Below are 20,189 nucleotides of genomic sequence, written 5' to 3' on the forward strand. Positions count from 1 at the left end.
ACCGCTTTACTTCCGCTTCCGTTTCCGGCAGTCAGACCGTGGTCAATTCACTAAGCCACTTATTCCAACGTTATGAAAAATTATACTCACACACCCGCAAGGCGCCGTGATGGCTACTGCCTTGCCCTGATGGCGGCACGCACGCTGCTTTCACTTTCTTTCCTGTTGTGCATCTGCGCCCCGCCATTGCTGGCACGCAGCCCTTTCCAGGCCGTGCAGCCCACGCCGCGTAAGATCACCGGTGTAGTGCGCGATGAAACCGGTACCGCCCTGCCAGGGGTAACGGTAGGCATCAAAGGCTATCCGGGCGTGGCCACTACGGATGTTGCCGGTCATTACCAGCTGGTGGTGCCGGATGGCGCTACGGTGCTGGTGTTTTCCTACGTGGGCCGCGAAACCCGCGAGATCACACTGGGGCGCGTGAACGCGCATGATGTAACACTGAGCAGTACCACCAAGTCTCTGAATGAAGTAGTGGTGTCCACCGGTTACATGAACCAGCGCAAAGCAGATCTTACCGGTGCGGTAACCGTGGTGACGCAAAATGATTTCGTGAAAACACCGGCGGCAAACGTGATGCGCTCCCTGCAGGGAAAAGTGCCCGGTGTGTTTATTACCACGGATGGTAACCCCGCTGAGAATGTGAACATCCAGGTGCGTGGTATTACATCCATCAATTCCTCCCCCGCGCTGATAGTGCTGGATGGGCAGCCGGTGAACCTGAACCTGCGCGACATCAATCCAAATGACATTGAGTCCATGCAGATCCTCAAGGACGCTGCCTCCGCATCTATTTACGGATCGCGCGCGGCGGGTGGTGTGATCCTCATCACCACTAAAAAAGGTAAGAAAGGAGAGACCCGCATCACCTATGATGCATATGTGGGCCTGGCTAAGATCACCGGTGTGCCCAAGATGCTGGATGCAGAAGGTTATGGCCGTGGCTTGTGGCAGGCCACGGTGAATGACGGGGATGATCCCGCTGCGGCGATCCGCATTTACAACTACGATTGGCACGATGACAAAGGCGTGCCGGTGCTTACCGCTGTAAAGCCGGTGGAATGGCTTAACGATGCAAAGACAATGCCTTCTGCCAATACCAACTGGTTCAATGCCGGTACCCGCACCGGTGTGCAACAGAGCCACCAGCTCACTATTTCCGGCGGCGGTGAACGGCTGTCCAGTTTGTTTTCGGTGAACTATTACCAGAACCAGGGTACGCAGATCACTTCTTTCTTCCGCCGCCTGTCTGCCCGTTTCAATAATGATTATGAGCTGATCAAAGGCCGCCTCACCATTGGTGAAAACCTCACCCTGTCCAGCATAAAACTGCGCGATGTGAACAGCACTTACGGATTCCTGGTAATGCCTCCCAATATCCCCGTGCACGACAACAACGGCGGCTGGGGCGGCGTGGCCATGGCCCTGGGGATGGACGATTTCAATAACCCCGTGCGCGACCTGGAGATCAATAAAGACAATACCGGGAATTTCCAGAAGATCCTCGGATCAGCCTATGCCAGCCTGAAGATCCTGGATAACCTTACCCTGCGCAGCCAGTTCGGCATTGACTACAACCAATGGTACGACCGCACGATCCAGCATAAGTGGAAAGAAGCAGGCGGTAAGAGCAACGATATTAATGGTGTTACGCAGAACAATTGGTTCAATATTGGCCGCACATGGACCAATACACTCACCTATAACCTGCAGCTGCGCCGGCACAAGGTAGACGTACTGGGAGGGATAGAAACCTACCAGTATGATTATGAGAACATGAGTGGTTACCGGGATAATATTCTCCTGGAAAACCGCGACTATGCTTTTCTTTCCGCAGCTACCGGCGACAGTAAATCGCTCATTGGCGGCGGGGATGCCAGGACCCTGCTATCCTATTTCGGTAAAGTGAACTACGCCTATTCATCACGGTATTTATTATCTGCTACCGTGCGCCGGGATGGTTCGTCCGTGTTTGGCGCCAATAACCGTTTCAGCACGTTTCCCGCATTTACTGCCGGCTGGCGCATCAGTGAGGAAAAGTTCATGAAAGGTGTTACCGCGATCAATGACCTGAAGCTGCGCGCCAGCTGGGGGCAGAACGGTAACTCCGCACCGCTTACCGCCGGTAGCCTGGTGAATATTTACGTGGGCGATTTTGATGGTACCTCCTATGCGATCGGGGGCAATCAATCCGGCAGCATTCCTTCTGGATACCGCCGCAACAGCCTGGGCAACCCTGACCTGAAATGGGAGACCACCACACAAACCAATATTGGGCTGGACTTTGCACTGCTCGATAACCGCCTGAGCGGCTCTTTTGACTGGTTTAATAAAGTGACCACAGACATGCTGTTCCAGCCACCTTACATCGGCGCGCTGGGAGAAGGCGGCTACCGCTGGGTGAATGCTGCAGATATGAGCAACAAAGGTTTTGAACTGGTGCTGAGCTGGAGCGAGACCAAAGGCGATTTCTTTTACCGCATCACGGGCAACGCATCGGCTTATAAGAACAGGATCAACTCCATTCCCGAGAACGTGAAATACACTTATGGGGGGAATGGCCTGCTGGACAACATTGTAGGCCGCCCGCTCAATTCATTCTATGGCCTGGTGGCAGACGGTATCTTTAAAACACAGAAGGAAGTGGATAATTCTGCGCAGCAGCAGGGAAAAGGATTAGGGCGCATCCGCTACAAAGACCTGGACCACGATGGGGTGATCAATGAAACCTACGACCGTACCTGGATAGGCGTCCGTGATCCCAAGCTCATGACAGGCCTTAACCTGGAAGGGGGTTACAAGGGTTTTGATGTGACCGTGTTTTTCCAGGGCTTGTTTGGTAACAGCGTGTACAATAACTGGAAAGAGCTGAGCGACTTCTGGAACATTGGGGTACAGAACGACCGCAACCACCCGTTGCGTATACTGGATGCATGGTCGCCTTCCAATCCCAACTCAGATATTCCCGCTTTATCGCGCCGCGATGCCAATGGCGAAAAACGGCTTTCCACTTACTTTATTGAAAATGGTTCTTTCGTGAAGCTGCGCACCGTGGACCTAGGCTACACCTTCGCTGCCAAATTGCTGGAAAGGGCCAGTATCAAGCGTTTGCGCATCTACCTGTCTGGCCAGAACCTGCTGACGCTGAAGAAGACCTGGGGAGCAGACAAATTCACCGGCCAGGACCCTGAGAACCCGGGCGAGGCTTATCCCTTCACCAAGACCTTCCTGTTTGGCGTGAATGTCACTTTTTAACCAACCGTAAAAACAAGCACGATGAAAAAGATATATCAAAAGTTGCTTTTGTGCATGGCGCTCCTGCTGCTCTGCCAGTGTAAGAATTTTCTCGACGTGCAGCCCAAAGGCGTGCTGTCTGAAGAACAGGTGGAAGGCCCCGATCAATTAGAAAACTTTGTGACAGCGGCTTACTCCTACATGCCCTCGCTGGGCTTTGGCGATACGCACAACTGGTGGGTGCAGAGCGTACGCTCTGACGATGCTTACAAAGGTGGGGGAGGACTGAGCGACCAGACGCCCTGGTACGAGATGGAGATCTTCAGTGCAGTTACCTCGAATGTAGGTAATAACGATGGCCCATGGTATCGCGGCTATTGCGGTATCAGCCGCGCCAACACGGCTTTGCGGCTGCTCAAGAAAACAGACGAATCTCAGTTCCAGGCCAAAAACCAGCGCATTGCGGAAATGCAGTTCCTGCGGGGCTGGATCTACCTGGGCATGAAACTGCGCTGGAAATATGTGCCCTGGATAGATGATGAAGTGCCCAACGATGCGGTGGTGGTGGAAGGTATTTCCAACCGCCCCAAAGACATGGCCAATGACCTGGTGCTTTGGGACAAGATCATCAAGGATTTTGAGGATGCTGCGGATGTATTGCCGGAAACACAGGCAGAAAAAGGCCGGCCTACAAAGTACGCAGCGCACGCCCTGGCCGCCAAAGCCCTGCTGTTTCGCGCTTATGAGCAAAACGATAAGCACCAGGTAGTGAACATCAACCCCGCAACATTGAACAAGGCCCTGGCCCATATTGATATGATCACGGCCAAAGACGGCAGCATGTTCGACCTGGCGCCGGACTTCGCGGAGAACTTCATGATCGAATACGACAACAATACCAAGGAATCATTGTGGGAAATACAGTACTCGATCGATGACGGCACCACCAATGGCCGTGTGGACTGGGGCGATCAACTGAACGCCCCCTGGTGGGCGCCGTATTTCAGTTGCTGTGACTTCCACAAGGTGTCTGAAAACCTGGTGAATGCCTTTAAAACAGATGTTACCGGCCTCCCGGACTTCGACAATTATAACAACACGGAGATGAATGGGCAGCTTTACAAACAGTACTTCCACACGCATGCTTTTGATCCGCGCCTGGGACATACCGCGGCCATTCCCGGTTATCCATGGAAGTACGACAACGACCTGCTATTTGATGAAAGCGGCTCGCGGGCGCCTTTCCAGTATGGCTACTTCAATTCCATGAAAGAACAGGTAAGGCCTGATTGTAACTGTATGTATAAACCATTTTATGTACAGAACAGTTTAAACAAGAAAGAGATCCGCTACGCCGAAGTATTGTTGTGGAAAGCGGAAATACTGATCCAACTGGGCCGCATAGACGAGGCGCTGCCAATCATCAACCGCATCCGGACGCGGGCTGCCAACAGTACCGGGCGATTGAAAAAAGATGACGGCACACTCTGGATGGATTACAAGATCCAAACCTACCAGCCTGGCCTGAACTGCACCTGGACGCGTGATTTTGCCTGGAAGGCTCTCATGTGGGAAGACCGGCTGGAGCTGGCCTGCGAAGGCCGCCGCTTTTTTGACCTCATGCGCTGGGGACAACTGGAGCCGGTGATGAATGCCTACATCAATAAAGAGAAGACCCGGTTTGATTGGTTTAAACTGGCGCACTTTACCGCCGGCCGCGACGAATTTCTGCCAATTCCACAACCGCAGATGAACTGGTCTAAAGGCACCTACGTGCAGAACCCGGGTTATTGATCACATTTTTAAAACAGAACTTGTATGAAAAAGATATGGATCGTTTTTGCAGTGCTGCTGTGTTGCGGCGCCTGCCGGAAAGCGGATATTGCTGATAAGCCGGGCGTAAGTTTGCCGCCGGTGACCAACCTGGCCCTGACCGCGAAAGATGCCGGGCATGTAACATTGAGCTGGCAGATACCCACCGCTATTCCCACGGAGATCCAGCAACCGCTCAGCGTTTCAGTGGAGGTGACGCAGATTGTGAGTGCGATGAAGACAATATCGTTGTCCACCGAACTATTGCCGGGGGCACCGGTGACGTATGAATATACCCTGCCGGATGCAGCGGCCACTTATCACTTTACGGTGAAGCTGGTGGGGAACACCAAGAAGGTGGACGTGAATTATTCAGGAACGGTTTATTCGCCGGGGGAGACGGTAGCGAATAAATAGCGGTTTTTTGATCTTGTAAATCAATCCGTTTTGTAACGCTCTTTGTGTTAAATTCGTTAGTCTTTCAAGCGGAGGAGCGGCGTTTACGGCGCACCTTGCAGTGTTTGGCACTTATCAGAACACCTGTCTTTCATATTATACTCATGGCAAATTCATTTGCCATGAGTATAATTGCTATACATCAACAGTTTTTACCAAATGCAAAAGAATTTTTTCAGGTACCTGAATTTTGGTCCTGCGGAAGAGCGCTGGGGATTGTTTGCCACCACGATAGGTTATTCGAGGACAGGGCCTCATGACGATTATCCCAATCAGCAGCACCCCCCAAGCCATGAATTAACCTGGAACCGCGGGCGCATATTAAGCGACTATTATATTGTTTTTATACCTAAGGGGAAAGGTGTTTTCGACTCAGCATTATCACCTGCCTGCGAGATCAGTGCGGGGACCGTCTTCTTTTTATACCCCGGTGTTTGGCACCGCTACAGGCCGGAACAAAAGGTGGGCTGGGAAGAATATTGGATAGGGTTTAATGGCTTTTATGCACAGCAATTGATGGACAGCGGTATTTTTAATAAGCAGCAGTCAATTTACCACACCGGGTTGGATAAGGATATCCTGGTGCTGTTCCAGCAGCTGGCAGACACCGTGCAGGCTTCCCTGCCGGGTTACCCGCAGCAGATCGCAGGCCTGACCATGCAGTTGCTGGGGCATATTAATAACATAGCCAGCTATGGTGATGACAATGGAAACAGGATTGGCAAACTGATCTCCAAGGCGCGCTTCATGATACAAGCGTCGCATGAGAGCCGGCTGAATATGGAAAAATTAGCACAGGAGCTACCCATGGGTTACGCTTCTTTCAGGAAGGCGTTCAAACAATTTACAGGTGAATCCCCTAACCAGTATCATCTTAATCTCCGGCTTGAAAGAGCCAGGAGCCTGCTTGCCACAACGGTATTGAACATCAACGAAATTGCCGATCAAACCGGTTTCCAGTCAGTTTTTTATTTTTCAAAGTTATTCAAGAAGAAACACGGGCTGTCGCCGAAACAATTCAGGGACCGGGAAGAATGCCTGTTGTAAAAAGCGGGCAGCATATGCTGACTTTCACGGTTGGTCAGCAGGGTCTTTTTTAACCGTAAAATCCAATTGTCCCGGGTTGGTCCATGAAACCGAAAGACTGCCTTCGTTTGTGGCTTTTACCCGTTTTGACAAATGGCCGGCATGGATTGTATAAAAGCTATCCGGCACCAGGCCTTTTATGTCCATCTTTAGCGGTCCTTTGCTGTGTAGATTGAATAACAGTTGTGCTTCATCCCATCGCTGCACTGACAGGCCGATGGACTGCTTGCCGGTGGTTGTTTTTATATTCAGTGTGCAGCTGTCTTTATTGAGATGGTAATAATGAAGGCCATCTTTCCTGTTTGCTACGCCAAAACCGGTTGTAGCAGCTACTGAAAAGTTATCCCCGCTTAATCGATATGTTCCCAGGCGGAGGCTCACCTGGTAAGCCGTGTCACGCAACATATACCTGAACGAAGTGCCATCCAGCGTACTATCCAGGTGTGGCTCCAGGCCCATCCGGTTCCATTTGGGCCGGATGCCATATATGTCCCGGTATAAGGCCGTTATCGTGGTGGATATCCCGGCCAGTACATCATCGCCCTGTCCTTGTTGTGTTATCCGGCTATACCGTTGTGACGACAAGCCATCCAATTGATATTGGTGAAGGATGTTCCGGATATATTTTAATGCGATGTCTTTGTTATACGGCGCGTATGCACGGACCCCAAGGTATCCCCATGTGGGAAAGATATCTCCATTCTCATACTTCGGGAACGGCCAGTTCCCCGCGGAAACCTCTTCTTCCCTGAACGAATCAAAGCACAAAGGCCAGTGAAAGAGGTGTTCACGCGTCATGCGTTGTTCTATGCTGTCAAGGATAGTTTTGATACGTGCAGGCTGGTCGCACAGACCGAATGCAATGGCAGCAAAATTAACAGGCGTTACCAGATTATTACCATGTATGCTCCCATCATTGTCCCGCCAGTAAACATACTGCCCATCTTTTTCCGACCAGAAACCGCCGTCCTCGATGGGCTTGTTGAATGCAGTCTTTAGCTTTAGTGCTACTGATGCATAATATTCAGACTCAGGCATGTTGCCCAGCACCCGTTCGCAACCAGACCAGTGCTGAAGCGCCCCGTACATCTGGGCGTTCACAAAAGCATTCTCATAGCTGGCCCATACAATGTCCAGCCAGTCACTGGCTGTCTTTTCGGTAATGTTATGATTAACCATTTCAAAGATGCCATTGTGATCGCTGTCTCTTTTAATGAGCCAGTCGAGCGCTTTTTCGCAGCTTTGCTGGTGAGATCTCAACCAGCTGAGCTTTCCGGTAAGATCAAATTGTTCGCACACGTTGATGACATAGCCGGTTTGTGAGTCGACCGTATAGCCCCACATTGCTTCGTAGTAGCCCGTTTCCTTGTTGTAAGTGCCGGGGATCTCATCACCGGGCACATCATGCCAGCGGGAAAGTACCCTGCCATCCGGCTTCATGGCCAGGTCGCGCTCCTGGTCCAGGGTGGCAGACAGGTTACGGTCATAATTTGAATCGTCCAAAGCCAGGCCTATCTGCGCAAAGAATGGTTCATGGAGGCATTTCCAATTGCTCAGCCACCCGTTGCCACCGGTGATGCGGTTGTCCACTACGCCGTAGCGACCGGTGGTGTTCATCAGTTCCCGTACGGCGATGGCGTCTATGCCGGGTAGGTTACCCCTTGTGTATGCCTCAGGGTAGTTCACGTAGGCGATATCATACCTGGCCCTGATCTTACTTTTAAGTACCACGTGGGGCGCAAAGACCAGGGACCTGCCCCGCACAAAGCGGCTCAGGTGATAGCGTTGTTTTAAACCGGCGTCACTGACCACGTGATCAACGACAAATTCGTCCTTATCGCTATGGCTGTACCGGGTAGCCGTTTCGTGACCTGGTACGGGACTGGCGGAGATCCTTAACCCGTTGCCGGACGCCGTGTTCCATAACGTGACGCCACCGGTATGCACACCATAGGTGTCATTAATGCCGGTGAGATACTTGCACCAGACAACACCACCGTTGTCAAGGATACCGCCGGTCCAGGTATTCATGTGCTGAAAAGCCCATTCGGGGAACGCGTCGTTATCGAGTACTGCGCTGTTGCTGTATGTACGCGTAATTTCCCAGCTGATGTTCTCCCGGGTCAAAAGGAAATCCCATGTTTCAATGATGCGCAGGCTGTCATCTCCATAACTGATACCCGATACGGTCAGCCTGTTCCCTGATCGCCGTATACTGGCCGGGTGGCCCGAGGCACTGCTATACGCTTTGCCCGTCGGAAGTAAGATGCCGGTAGTTACACCGGATGCTGACAGCAGGTTAGCGCCGCCTTTGATGCGAAGCGCTTTTATCATAGCACCGTTACTATAGTCGATCAGCAGTGTAACCGGGTTACCGGGGTAGGAGAGCTGCACCTGGTGCGCTCCCGTATCCTGTGCCAATACTGCCGTTTGGGTTGTACAGAAGGCTTGCGTTTGCGCCAGCAGCAGGAAGAGGGAAAGGAGCAGGGCTCTATTTAATGTAACAATTTGCATCAGGCTTTTTTATAGATCAGCAGGTTTTGCCCCGGGTTGTCAAGTAGCTGCCCGATGAACTGGTTGCTGGTATCATACTTGTTTCTGCTCCAAAAGTATTGCGAAACCGTTTGCAGGTGTTAATAGAAAAGCCTGAATTTTTTATACTTTTTGGGAAAACCGGGGTTAGTCGTCTCAGGCCACAAATCCCGTTTGTGGGCAGGTTGCCGGTTCAGGAGATCAAGGATAGCATGAGAAAAAGAGTGTTGTTTGTCAGCTAAGCCATAGCAGCATTGCCAGGTACAGCCATAAGCCCAGCCTGGTCCGCAGTAGTTTCAGTGCACCTTTTATATGACTTCTTACAGACTGCTCACTTAAATTCAGGAGCATCCCAATTTCTTTATAGGGCATGTGTTGCTTGCGGCTTAGTTCAAACACCTGCCGCATGCGTGGCGGGAGCGATTGTATTTCCTGCTCCACTACGCGGGCCAGCTGGTGCTCCCTGGCCAGGTGGTCGGTGACCGCCTCCGTGCCATTACCGGTATACTGCAGGTTCACCAGGAACTTTGCTTCTACCGCCTTATGAGCCAGGAGGTTCAATACGCGGTTGCGGATGGCTTTATAAAGATAGGACGAGAAATGTTCTGTGGTGGACAGGGCGTGCCGCTGGCTCCAGAGATGGGAGAATAATTCCTGCACCAGGTCTTTGGCTTCGGCTTTATCCCGTAGCCGCTGACAGGCATGCAGGTAGAGGGCGTCAAAATAACGCGCATACAGCTCGGCAAAAGCCTGCTGATCGTCGCACCCGGTCAGGGCAATCAATTCCAGATCGTTCATGCTTCCATATCCGGCCATAAAAATCAGTAAATACCAGGTAAAAGGTTTTAGCTAAACTACAAAAATTGAAGTATTTCCAATAAAAATCGCAGCGTGCTATTTGCTGTTCAAAAAAAAATCTTTCACGCTACCCCCATGCCGCTATCCTTCCTTGTCTTAATAACATTCCCTCGCGTATAACCAAGTTATGGAAAGATCACCAATTCCAACGTTACTGGAAAAATATAAAAATGGAACAATTACACCGGAGGAACTGGCTATGCTGGAAGACTGGTACCTGCATTGGCAACCCGAACCTATGGAAGTGCCAGCCGAAGAACTGGCCCAATTGAAGGTGGAAGTGTGGCAGTCCCTGCAACTGGGAGCAGTGCATCAGCGGGTGATCCCGTGGCGCTCCTGGGCTGCTGCAGCGGCTATGCTTGTATTGCTGGCAGGCGCAGGTTTTTATATGATGCACCGGTCGTCTTCCAGACCACCGGTGGCCGTATTGCCACAGCCTGTTGGACTTCCGCAGCCCGGGGGTAACCGCGCCATTCTTACCTTGTCCAACGGACGGCAGATCTTACTGGAGAAGAACGGCAAAGGGGTAGTGGCCCAGGATGCCGATGCAACGATCCGGCAGGCGGGCGACGGACAGATCGCATACGACCGGAATACCAGCGGTAAACAGGTTGCCGGCGCGCCGGGGCTGAACACCCTGTCCACACCGCGGGGAGGACAATACCACCTGTTGCTGGCTGATGGTACAGGCGTATGGCTTAATGCAGGATCATCGATCACTTACCCGGTAAACTTTGATCCCAAAGAACGTAAAGTGATCGTTACCGGCGAAGTGTATTTTGAAGTAGCGCAGCATACCGGCCAGCCTTTCCGCGTACTGGCAGGCAAAGCAGAAATTGACGTACTCGGCACCCGGTTCAATGTGAAGGCTTACCCCGACGATCCCGATATCCGTACCACGCTGCTGAGTGGCAGTGTAAAGATGGCCAACCAGGCCCGGGGCAATGCTGCTGTGCTGCGCCCGGGCCAGCAGGGAGTGCTGGCCAATAACGGCAACGAGATCAGCGTAAGCACCGTGCGCGCAGAAGACGCGATCTCCTGGAAGAACGGCTACTTCTTGTTCGACAGCATGGATCTGCCCAATATTATGAAACTGATAGGACGCTGGTACGATGTGGATGTAGCGTACAGGTCTCAACTCAACCATGAAACCTTTGGGGGAACGTTTTCACGTAATGCGCAGTTGTCCGAGATCCTCGGCAACCTGGAGCGCCTGGGCAAAGTACATTTTGAAGTGCTGCCCGGAAAAGTGGTGGTCACAGACCGTATCCGTTAGCAGCTTACCGGGAGCTTTTTCCTTTTACACAATAATCAAGAACAATAAAAAAAATCCACGTGAAAAGAAACAACCACTAAACCGCCAACGACCTGCCTTTAAAAAAGCCAGGGACGCTTCCGACACGTCCCTGGCTGACACCGAAGTGCTGTGTCAGGAGCATTAACTAACGATTGCTGATACATTAATTAAAAACCTAACAGCCAAATGTATAAAAAAATTACTGAATTCCGGTTCAGACGGTATTTGCATGTCCATACCAACTACTACCTCAAGATGAAGCTCCTCGTTATGCTATTATTATCGGCCATCGTACAGCTAAAGGCCGAAACGTTCGCGCAACGGGTGACCGTAAAGGCGAAAAACGCTTCCCTTATCGAGATCATCGCACAGCTTAAAAAGCAAACAGACTACGACTTCCTGTACAACAACGAAGCCGTCCGGAATATAGGCGCTATTACGGTTGATGTGAAAGACGTAGACCTGCGCAAGGCGCTGGACGATTGTTTGAAGGGCCAGCCGGTACGTTATTCCATTAACAACCGCACCGTGCTGATCATGGGCCGGCAGGAAACACCAGTCCCGGAAAGCAACCGTGTGCAACCTATACAGGTGACCGGTGTAGTAAGGGATTCTACCAATGGGGAGGCGCTTATTGGCGCCACCATAGGGGTGGAGGGCACTTCCAACGGGGCGCGCACGAATGAAAAGGGCGCCTTTTCGATCGCCGTGCCAGGGCCTGATGCCGTGCTGGTGGTATCGTATGTAGGGTACCAGACCAAAAGGGTGACAGTAGGCGCCGAAACGGCGCTGAACATTTTCCTACGCCGTTCCGATGCCAAGCTGGATGAGGTGGTGGTAGTGGGGTATGGCACCCGCGTAAAGGGCGCCGTTACCGGTGCAATTTCCACGGTGAAGTCCGACGTATTTGAAAGCCGCCCGCTCAATAACAGCTACGATGCGCTGCAAGGCACGATACCCGGCTTAACGATCACCCGCGCCAGTGGACAGCCAGGCAGCACTAATTATGGCTTCCAGGTGAGGGGGTATTCTTCGGCAAACGGGAATGATCCCCTGGTGCTGGTAGATGGTATTCCCGGCGATATCAATACCATCAATACCAACGACATTGCTGAAGTAACAGTGCTTAAAGACGCAGCCGCTTCTATCTATGGTGCCCGTGCAGCCAGCGGCGTGATCCTGGTGACCACCAAACGGGGAAAGAAAGGCCCGCCCACGGTGTCTTACACAGGGAACGTGGGTTACAAGCAGCCTACTTACCTGCGCAAAATGCAGAATACAACGCAGTTTGCCCACTTCATGGACGAAGGCCTGCGGAATGTAGGCATAGATGGTTTCTCGCCGGAAGTGTTCCAGAAGATCGCGGAAAATGCCCCGCCTGATCCACAGGGCTGGAATTACGGGGTGACCAATTATCCCGGGTTCTACGGTTATACCGACTGGAATAAGGTGATCTATAAGAACACCACGCAGCAGATCCATAATATCAACGTCTCCGGTGGCAGTGATAACAATGATTATCTCCTGTCCGTAGGCTACAACCGCGATAACGGGATCGTGCGTTATGGTGATAACCGGTCGGATGGTTACAATATGCGCCTGAACTATGATTTCCGCCTGGGTAAAAAAGTAACGGTAGAAACCCGTTCCTACTTTGATAACCGGAGCGTGGTAACACCCACCCAACTTGGCAGCGCGTTAACCAACGTGACCCGCCAGTTCCCATACCAGCCGGTGTACAATCCCCTGGGAGAGTTCTATGGCTACCAGGGCTATGAAGGCCCGGCACAGTACCTGGCTGAAGGCGGCAACAGCCTGAGCAACCTTTCTCGGTTTGGCGCCAATATCAAAGTGGATTACAACATTATCCCTGATCTGAAACTGACCGGCCAGGCGGCCGCAAAACTGGACTACCAGAACGGTAGTACCATTACCCGTACCATCACCCGCTACAACTGGGCGGGTGGTATACAGGATGTCCGGAACACGCCCAATTCCGCGAATTACAGCAATGATAAAACGCTCAATAAATTATACCAGGCCTACCTGGATTATAATAAGCATTTTGGAATGCTGCATACGATTAACTTCACCGGTGGTGCATCACTGGAACAGAACCGTGCAGAAGGACAGTCCACTTACGGGTATAACTTCCTGGGCAACGATATCTTCACCCTTAACCTGGCGGACCGTACGAAAGCGGCCTATGCCAACTTTACCGGTTATCTTAATAACCAGGCGCTGGCCTCTTATTTTGGCCGGTTGAGTTACACGTACAATGACCGCCTGGTGGTAGATTTCACCGCCCGCGCGGACGGAAGTTCCAAATTTGCACCGGAAAAGCGCTGGAGCGCTGTGTTCCCTGCAGTAGCCGCAGCTTATAATTTTTCAGAAGAAAGATTTGTAAAGAACTGGGACGTATTCGACCTGCTGAAACTACGGGCTTCCTGGGGCAAAATGGGTAACCAGAACCTGGGTATCCTGGGCCTCTATGATTACATTCCGCTTATCTCCATTGCAGGTAACTACCCGATCGGGTCGCCCAACGCAGGGCTTACCGGGGCCAATGCCAACCCGGCTTCTCCTGACCGTACATGGGAAACCATTGAGACCCGTAACATAGGCATAGACATGTCTGTATTCCGTTCCCGCTTATCATTCTCGTTCGATTATTACAACAAGATCAATAACGATATGCTGGTGAACGTGGCAGTGCCGGCGGTATACGGCGCCACCCCGCCTTCCACCAACCAGGGTAAGTTGAACACAAAAGGGTTTGAGACCTCGCTTACCTGGAAAGACCAGATCAGGGATTTTCATTACAGCGTATCGCTCCAGCTGAGTGATAGCCGCAATAAGCTGGTGGAACTGAAAAATACCGACAACTACACGGAAGGGTTGAACCAGTTCCGGCAGGGATACCCGATCTATTCCTACTTCGGTTATGTGTATGAAGGCATCATCAAGACCCAGAAACAATTGGATGATTATAAGCAGTTACAGGGCATTCCTAACCGCATTGCCATTGGCGATGTGATGTACAAAGATGTGGACGGTGATGGTAAGCTGACCGCCTTTGGCGATAAGAGCAAAGGGCTGGCGGGTGATATGGTATACCTCGGCAACCTCATTCCCCGTTACACATATTCTTCCAATATTTCCGTTGGCTATAAGCAACTGGACCTGCAGCTCTTCCTGCAGGGCGTTGGAAAACGGGATGTTGTCTATGAAGGCAACATCAGCCGGCCCAATACTTTCTTCTGGCCCTCGCTGTCATACTTCTATGGTAAAACCTGGTCGCAGGACCGGCCCAATGCGCCCTATCCGCGTTACCTGCCAGGCAACCTGGGGTATGATGACGTAGCAAACTACGACTATCATACATCGTCTATGGTCTTGCAGAACGTGGCTTACCTGCGCTTTAAACTGATCACTATCGGGTACACATTGCCCGCATCCGTGCTCAAAGCCGTTAAAGTACAATACGCCCGCGTTTACTTCAGCGGCCAGGACCTGCTTACTTTCTCCAAGGGTACGCTGGGGGGCAATTTCGATCCGGAAGACGGATACCGTAACGAAGGCACATATCCTTTCGACAAAGTTTACTCCCTGGGTTTAAGTGTAAAATTCTAATCAACGCGTCATGAAAATTAAATTCCCTGTTTATTATATAACAATACTTTCCCGTACACTCCGCACAGGTGCCAAGGTAGCAGGCCTGCTGCTGGGCATCATGCTTTGGAGCAGCTGTCAGCGGGACCTCAACCTGGTATCCCAGGACAGCATTACAGACGCCACTTTCTGGAAGACCGGCGACGATTTTAAACTTGCTGCGAATAATCTTTACAATGGCCTGGACCGTTTTGGCGAAGAAGATGTAGAGTCAGATATCGCGTTCAACGTGCCAAACGTGGTCAGCAACGGTAGCTTGCAGCCACCGGAAACCTCCGGCCAGTGGAACGACAGTTATAGCTATATCCGGTCTGCCAACAATATCATTGAAAAAGGGGCTGCCTTTACGGATCCCAATATCCTGCGCTATGTGGCGGAAGCGAAATTTTTCCGGGCCTGGTACTACTGGAAGCTGCTGCGCCTGTATGGTGGCGTGCCGCTGATCACCAAAGTACTGAACACCGGCGATACCGCCTTATTTACGCCCCGCGCTACCCGCACGGCCACGGCAGACTTCATCCTGAAAGACCTGAGCGAGGCGCAGACAGACCTGCCCCTGCAATCAGATCTTTCCACCCAGGACATCGGCCGCATCAGCAAAGGCGCCGCGTTAGCACTCGCTGCCAGGGTGGCTCTTTTTGAAGGCACCTGGGAAAAGTTCAGGGGCGGGACCTACGCTGCCTACCTGGATCAGGCGGTGACGGCTGCAGGGCAGGTGATCAACGGTAGCATATACAACCTGTACACCGGCAGCGGTGCCCAGAGCTATCGTTACCTCTTTATTGAAGCCGGCGACGACTCCCGGGAATGCATCCTGGACCGGCGTTATGCGCGGAATATCCTTGGCCAGGACGCTCCATACATGTACGACCAGGATGGTTACAATCCCACCCGTAAACTGGCAGACCTGTACCTCGATAAGAACGGCCTGCCCATCACTGCGCCCGGCACGGTATTCCAGGGTTATAGCACCTTCGTATCCGAGTACCAGGACCGTGATCCCCGGATGACCATGACGATGATCATTCCCGGCACCAAGACCAATCGTGTATTCCATCCCACCGAGAAGGTGGCCAACTGGCCGGATAACCCGCAGCGTAATTTCAATACCGGTTATATCCTGTACAAGTATATGTCGGAAGACCCGGTGGCCAATAATTCCGGTCGCCTGGGCGATGCCAGCCTGTTTGATTTTGACCGCCACCTGATCCGTTATGCGGAGGTACTGCTGGTCTACGCGGAAGCGGTGTTTGAAAAGACCGGCTCCATCAGTGATGCAGACCTGGACCTGACGATCAACAAACTGAGGGACCGGGTGAATATGCCCCATCTCACCAATGCATTTGTGGCCGCACACAACCTGGACATGCGCACGGAGTTGCGGCGGGAGCGTACCGTGGAACTGGCCCTGGAAGGATTCCGTTCCGATGACCTGCACCGCTGGAAAACGGCAGAAACGGAATTGCCCCAGGACGTGAAGGGCATTAAGATCACCGGCACCCAATGGGCTACCCGTGCGCCTTACAGTGATGCCAGCTACTTGTCTAAAGTAGATGCGAACGGGTTCCTGATCGCGGAGACCGGGCGCAAATTCAACCCGGCCAAAGACTATCTGCAGCCTCTGCCTACCAAAGAAGTGGCCTTCTATGCCAATAATGGTAAGGTGCTGCAACAAAATCCCGAGTGGTAAACCCTTTTCGTCAACGGGCCGGTCACCGGCCCGTTGACGAATCATTGTTCTGTATTGCGATACGGACCATGGCTTATTGCAGGAAATTATACAGGGCACCAACCCTGGTGGCTAACTTTTAATTAGCAGGACACATGTTCTGACGAAGCAACCATTCAAATTTTTATCAGCTGGATATGTACAAAAAAATATTCGATATAATACTTCCCTTGTTGATACTGTCCGCCATTGCATGGGCACAAACACCTGGAAAAGCAGGCAGCAATGCGTTAATGGGGCACCGCTTTCTTACTTTTAATACGGTCATCCGCGTAAACCAGATCGAAGTATCAAGAGACCGGAACGTGGGGGAAGATGAACGTGCGCTACACACGCCGGAAAAGGTTAAGGCTTTCCGGAATGCCGTTGCAGAAGGATTTCCGGGCGGGAAAATGACATGGGCCTTCAGTTGGCTTGCCCTGAATGACACCAGCAAAAATTACAGGGAAATACGGGCACTCGTGATCGGTTATCACCACACGTATGGAGATGAAATAACATTTATCCCGGGCGCCTATTTTGCCAATGCATACAACACCACGGAACAGGTTAACAAGGATATACACGATGCGTTGAATATCATTTCCAGGATGGTGGGAAATGGTTACAGGCCCACAAGCATTGTAGCGGGGTTTCTGTCCTCGGAGAACCAGCAATACCTGGCTGAAACGGAAAATATCCATGTGTGCCAGGGCAATATCTGGAGCCAGTTCAGCATTGATAACCAGGATGGGGATGGATCAGTTGCTTATCCTTTTTATCCATCCAAAGAGCATTTTTGCAAACCAGCCCAGGATAGATCCGACTTTATAGATTGTGTAAACCTGGATGGATGGTCTGTTGATTTCCTGGCAGGAAGAAGGGCCGGATTTGCACACGGGTTTAATAGCAGGATGGGAGTGGGCCCTATTGAAACGATCGGCAGATACGGACCGGATACCGGCTTGAAGGAAATGATGCACACCACTGCTATTCACTTCGATGAAGGCTTTAAGCTGAATGGATTTGGCTGGGTAACGAACTGCTGGGAATTATCCCTTCCATATAACCCGGCCTATTTAAAAAGGTGGCTAAGCCAGGTAAGAGAACGGTGGCCCGATACAAGATTGATCACACAGGGTGAATTTGGCCTGATCTGGAGAAAATATTACAGGCGGAACACTTTTAATTACCGTTTCGTTGAACGGGGGTCCGGCATTGGCGGCTCTGACGCTGATAAGGAGATCAGGTGGTTCATGAACAAGGATTTCCGTTTGGCCCTCCTGCGAAATAATGACGATGCTTCGTCTGAAAAAGTAATTGACTTTACGGATTATGACCTGCCGGCACATGAACCGGCGGAAATGACACGCAAATGGAGCCTCCTGGGAGATATCAACCAAAAGCAAACGCGTGCCCAGGACAAACCTGTGCCACTCGATTCTTTATCAAAGCATGCGCAATCATTAATTTTACGTCATTACCCTTACCTGTTTAACAGCTCAAAATAGTGACCGGCGCTTGAAAGGAACAGCAATTGCATTTGGGGCACCGGCCGGTGCAGGAGGGGAGCGGCACAAACCTATGGGGCCGTCTCTTATGTTGCGCAAGCATAGGAGACGGCCCCTTGGCAAGTGTGCAGACGATAGATCCCGCCGCCCCCCGTTCAGCGGTAGAAACGGGGGACAATGAAATTGGAATACACGCCTATCAATTATGGGATCGTCTTTGCTGTTAACTGGCCCCAGTAGGTTGAGGATAAGATTCCCTATGCTCGGGACTTAATGGGTCTCACTTTGGATGTTATAAAAATGGCGATGTGACCTCAAGAGAGAAATAGTTGGTTTCGACCAATGAATTTTGTTATTCCCGTGCCGGACAGGGTAATGCGATGGTTTTTAAAATGGTAAGTTATATTTTCCGCTTAGGGATTTGTTTTCGATACTTTTCGCAAAAAGCGGTGTCTCTTCATGATTGTGCGCATCAGAAGCCTCTTGCCTGGCTTTGGCCGCATCCGCTAAAGTGATGCCGTGTTCTTTAATAAATTCCAAAAATTCCGGAGTGGCGGTGGCATGGATACTATTGATGTACCTGGTGGTGCCTTCATCGATCTTCTCTGCTTTGAGTTCCCACAAAACCTGAACTTTAGAACGGCCGTTTGCGGTGATGGTATCTGAAACAGATAGCATACGGCAGTAATCTGGCCGGTACTCTGTGGCTACATAATGTTGGATCACAAGTGCAGTTCCTACGTATTCCACATTGATAGACATAGGCTTGCCCTCGAAATTGGTGGTGTTCCCGGCAGCAATGTGATTAACAGAACAACGCTGATATTCGGCGTCCGGCAAATTCAATAACCAGTCTGCAATGTCTATTTTTTCAATTGGCGCATTGATAATAGCGGAAACAATAGATGCTGACAATGCATTTTCAGGAGTCTGTAAGATTTCCATGTTTTTTTTGTTTTAATGAATGGATCAAAGATGAACATTATTTATAAATCGAAAAAACGGAAAATTTAGATTAAATCAATCGAAATATTCGATATACAACCTATCTTTGCTGAAAGCAAAAGCAATGGAACTTCGCCAATTAAAGTATTTTGTATGTGCCGCAGAACTATCAAATTTCACCCAGGCCGCTGAGGAGTTATATATCACTCAAAGTACACTTTCACATCAGATAAAAGAGTTGGAAAACTCACTCGACACACTGCTGTTTGACAGAATTGGTAAAAGGGTAAAACTGACTGAGGCCGGTGAGATCATGCTTCATTATGCCCGCAAAACTATCCTCCAGGCGGAAGAAGGAAAACAGGTGCTATTGGATTTGAATAATAAGAAAACAGGGAAACTTATTATCGGAGCAACCTATGGATTAACCGAATTACTGATGCAGTCGCTCACGCAGTTTAGTGAGCAATACCCCGATATAGAGATTCAAATCATTTTTGCGTCAACGGCCGATTTACTGCATAAGATGCATCATTATGAAATTGACTGTATGCTGTCTTTTCTCCCCGTTTCGCATAAAGATCGTCAGTTGGAAATCATAAAACTGTTTAGGGCCACGCTTTCGCTGGTCGTTCATCAATCGCATCCATGGTCTGCGGTAAGAAAAGTTTCGTTGCAAAAAGTCTCAACGTTACCGGTGGTACTTCCTTCCCAGGGTTATAGTATTCGAAATTTTTTGGATGAAGTACTTGATGAAAATAATATCATGCTAAAGATAGCAATGGAAATCAACGACATTCACAGTTTGTTGAAACTTACTAATACCAAACGATGGAACACCATTTTGATGAACAGTTCTTTATTCGGTTTTCCCCAACTGAAAGCGATTCCGTTAGAAGGAAAAAACATGCAACGTGAAGCCACCATTGCTTTTTCAGTAGAAGTGTATCGAAAAAAGGCCCTGACCGCTTTTTATGAAATTATGAAAGGGAGATGTGCGACGTTCCAACAACAGTTTGGTCAATAATTTCAGCTGCTTTCTATACGCTATCCTGAACAAATTGCACCATCCCGTACA

Annotated in this window: 12 protein-coding genes; 9 read left to right on the forward strand and 3 right to left on the reverse strand. The window is 50.7% G+C overall.

The annotated features are described in order from the left end of the window. The first annotated feature begins 72 nt into the window (after window positions 1-72). From DCC81_RS21625 to DCC81_RS21640, 4 genes are all read left to right on the forward strand, one after another. Entirely contained in the window at window positions 73-3,255 is a 3,183-nt protein-coding gene (locus DCC81_RS21625; RefSeq protein ID WP_205686401.1) for a SusC/RagA family TonB-linked outer membrane protein, read from the forward strand. 21 nt (window positions 3,256-3,276) lie between these two features. Continuing rightward, window positions 3,277-5,028, forward strand: a complete 1,752-nt coding sequence (locus tag DCC81_RS21630) for a RagB/SusD family nutrient uptake outer membrane protein (protein ID WP_108688754.1) — start codon at window positions 3,277-3,279, stop codon at window positions 5,026-5,028. 24 nt (window positions 5,029-5,052) lie between these two features. Beyond that, window positions 5,053-5,463, forward strand: coding sequence for a DUF4945 domain-containing protein (locus tag DCC81_RS21635; protein ID WP_108688755.1), 411 nt, complete (start codon window positions 5,053-5,055; stop codon window positions 5,461-5,463). 198 nt (window positions 5,464-5,661) lie between these two features. Continuing rightward, window positions 5,662-6,549 (forward strand): helix-turn-helix transcriptional regulator, encoded by an 888-nt coding sequence (locus DCC81_RS21640; RefSeq protein ID WP_108688756.1) that lies wholly within the window; start codon window positions 5,662-5,664, stop codon window positions 6,547-6,549. 24 nt (window positions 6,550-6,573) lie between these two features. On the opposite strand, the gene DCC81_RS21645 is transcribed toward DCC81_RS21640, so the two are convergent. Further along, window positions 6,574-9,102, reverse strand: coding sequence for an alpha-L-rhamnosidase-related protein (locus DCC81_RS21645; protein ID WP_108688757.1), 2,529 nt, complete (start codon window positions 9,100-9,102; stop codon window positions 6,574-6,576). 252 nt (window positions 9,103-9,354) lie between these two features. Continuing rightward, window positions 9,355-9,936, reverse strand: a complete 582-nt coding sequence (locus DCC81_RS21650; protein WP_108688758.1) for an RNA polymerase sigma-70 factor — start codon at window positions 9,934-9,936, stop codon at window positions 9,355-9,357. Window positions 9,937-10,105: 169 nt separating this feature from the next. On the opposite strand from DCC81_RS21650, the gene DCC81_RS21655 reads away from it, so the two are divergent. The 4 genes from DCC81_RS21655 (at window position 10,106) to DCC81_RS21670 (ending at window position 18,166) form a co-directional block, all read left to right on the forward strand. Further along, a complete protein-coding gene (locus DCC81_RS21655) occupies window positions 10,106-11,254 on the forward strand; it encodes a FecR family protein (RefSeq protein WP_108688759.1) in 1,149 nt (382 codons plus the stop codon). 276 nt (window positions 11,255-11,530) lie between these two features. Further along, entirely contained in the window at window positions 11,531-14,908 is a 3,378-nt protein-coding gene (locus DCC81_RS21660) for a TonB-dependent receptor (RefSeq protein WP_165806689.1), read from the forward strand. A gap of 10 nt (window positions 14,909-14,918) precedes the next feature. Next, entirely contained in the window at window positions 14,919-16,637 is a 1,719-nt protein-coding gene (locus DCC81_RS21665) for a RagB/SusD family nutrient uptake outer membrane protein (protein WP_108688761.1), read from the forward strand. A gap of 209 nt (window positions 16,638-16,846) precedes the next feature. Continuing rightward, window positions 16,847-18,166: a DUF3863 domain-containing protein gene (locus DCC81_RS21670; protein WP_165806690.1), complete on the forward strand. Its 1,320-nt coding sequence runs from the start codon at window positions 16,847-16,849 to the stop codon at window positions 18,164-18,166. A gap of 387 nt (window positions 18,167-18,553) precedes the next feature. Here DCC81_RS21670 and DCC81_RS21675 read toward each other — a convergent pair whose 3' ends face one another. After that, a complete protein-coding gene (locus DCC81_RS21675) occupies window positions 18,554-19,111 on the reverse strand; it encodes a hypothetical protein (protein WP_108688763.1) in 558 nt (185 codons plus the stop codon). A gap of 106 nt (window positions 19,112-19,217) precedes the next feature. Here DCC81_RS21675 and DCC81_RS21680 point away from each other — a divergent pair, with 106 nt between their 5' ends. After that, window positions 19,218-20,138 carry a LysR substrate-binding domain-containing protein gene (locus DCC81_RS21680; protein ID WP_133177761.1) on the forward strand — a complete coding sequence of 307 codons (921 nt, stop codon included), beginning with the start codon at window positions 19,218-19,220 and terminating at the stop codon, window positions 20,136-20,138. Window positions 20,139-20,189 lie beyond the last annotated feature (51 nt).

It is taken from the genome of Chitinophaga parva, from assembly GCF_003071345.1.
Taxonomy (GTDB): Bacteria; Bacteroidota; Bacteroidia; order Chitinophagales; family Chitinophagaceae; genus Chitinophaga; species Chitinophaga parva.

Coding starts and splice junctions, on each gene's coding strand:
- DCC81_RS21665 (WP_108688761.1), top strand. CDS start 14,919: ATGAAAATTAAATTCCCTGTTTATTATATAACAATACTTTCCCGTACA.
- DCC81_RS21650 (WP_108688758.1), bottom strand. CDS start 9,936: ATGGCCGGATATGGAAGCATGAACGATCTGGAATTGATTGCCCTGACC.
- DCC81_RS21630 (WP_108688754.1), top strand. CDS start 3,277: ATGAAAAAGATATATCAAAAGTTGCTTTTGTGCATGGCGCTCCTGCTG.
- DCC81_RS21655 (WP_108688759.1), top strand. CDS start 10,106: ATGGAAAGATCACCAATTCCAACGTTACTGGAAAAATATAAAAATGGA.
- DCC81_RS21645 (WP_108688757.1), bottom strand. CDS start 9,102: ATGCAAATTGTTACATTAAATAGAGCCCTGCTCCTTTCCCTCTTCCTG.
- DCC81_RS21635 (WP_108688755.1), top strand. CDS start 5,053: ATGAAAAAGATATGGATCGTTTTTGCAGTGCTGCTGTGTTGCGGCGCC.
- DCC81_RS21675 (WP_108688763.1), bottom strand. CDS start 19,111: ATGGAAATCTTACAGACTCCTGAAAATGCATTGTCAGCATCTATTGTT.
- DCC81_RS21625 (WP_205686401.1), top strand. CDS start 73: ATGAAAAATTATACTCACACACCCGCAAGGCGCCGTGATGGCTACTGC.
- DCC81_RS21640 (WP_108688756.1), top strand. CDS start 5,662: ATGCAAAAGAATTTTTTCAGGTACCTGAATTTTGGTCCTGCGGAAGAG.
- DCC81_RS21660 (WP_165806689.1), top strand. CDS start 11,531: ATGAAGCTCCTCGTTATGCTATTATTATCGGCCATCGTACAGCTAAAG.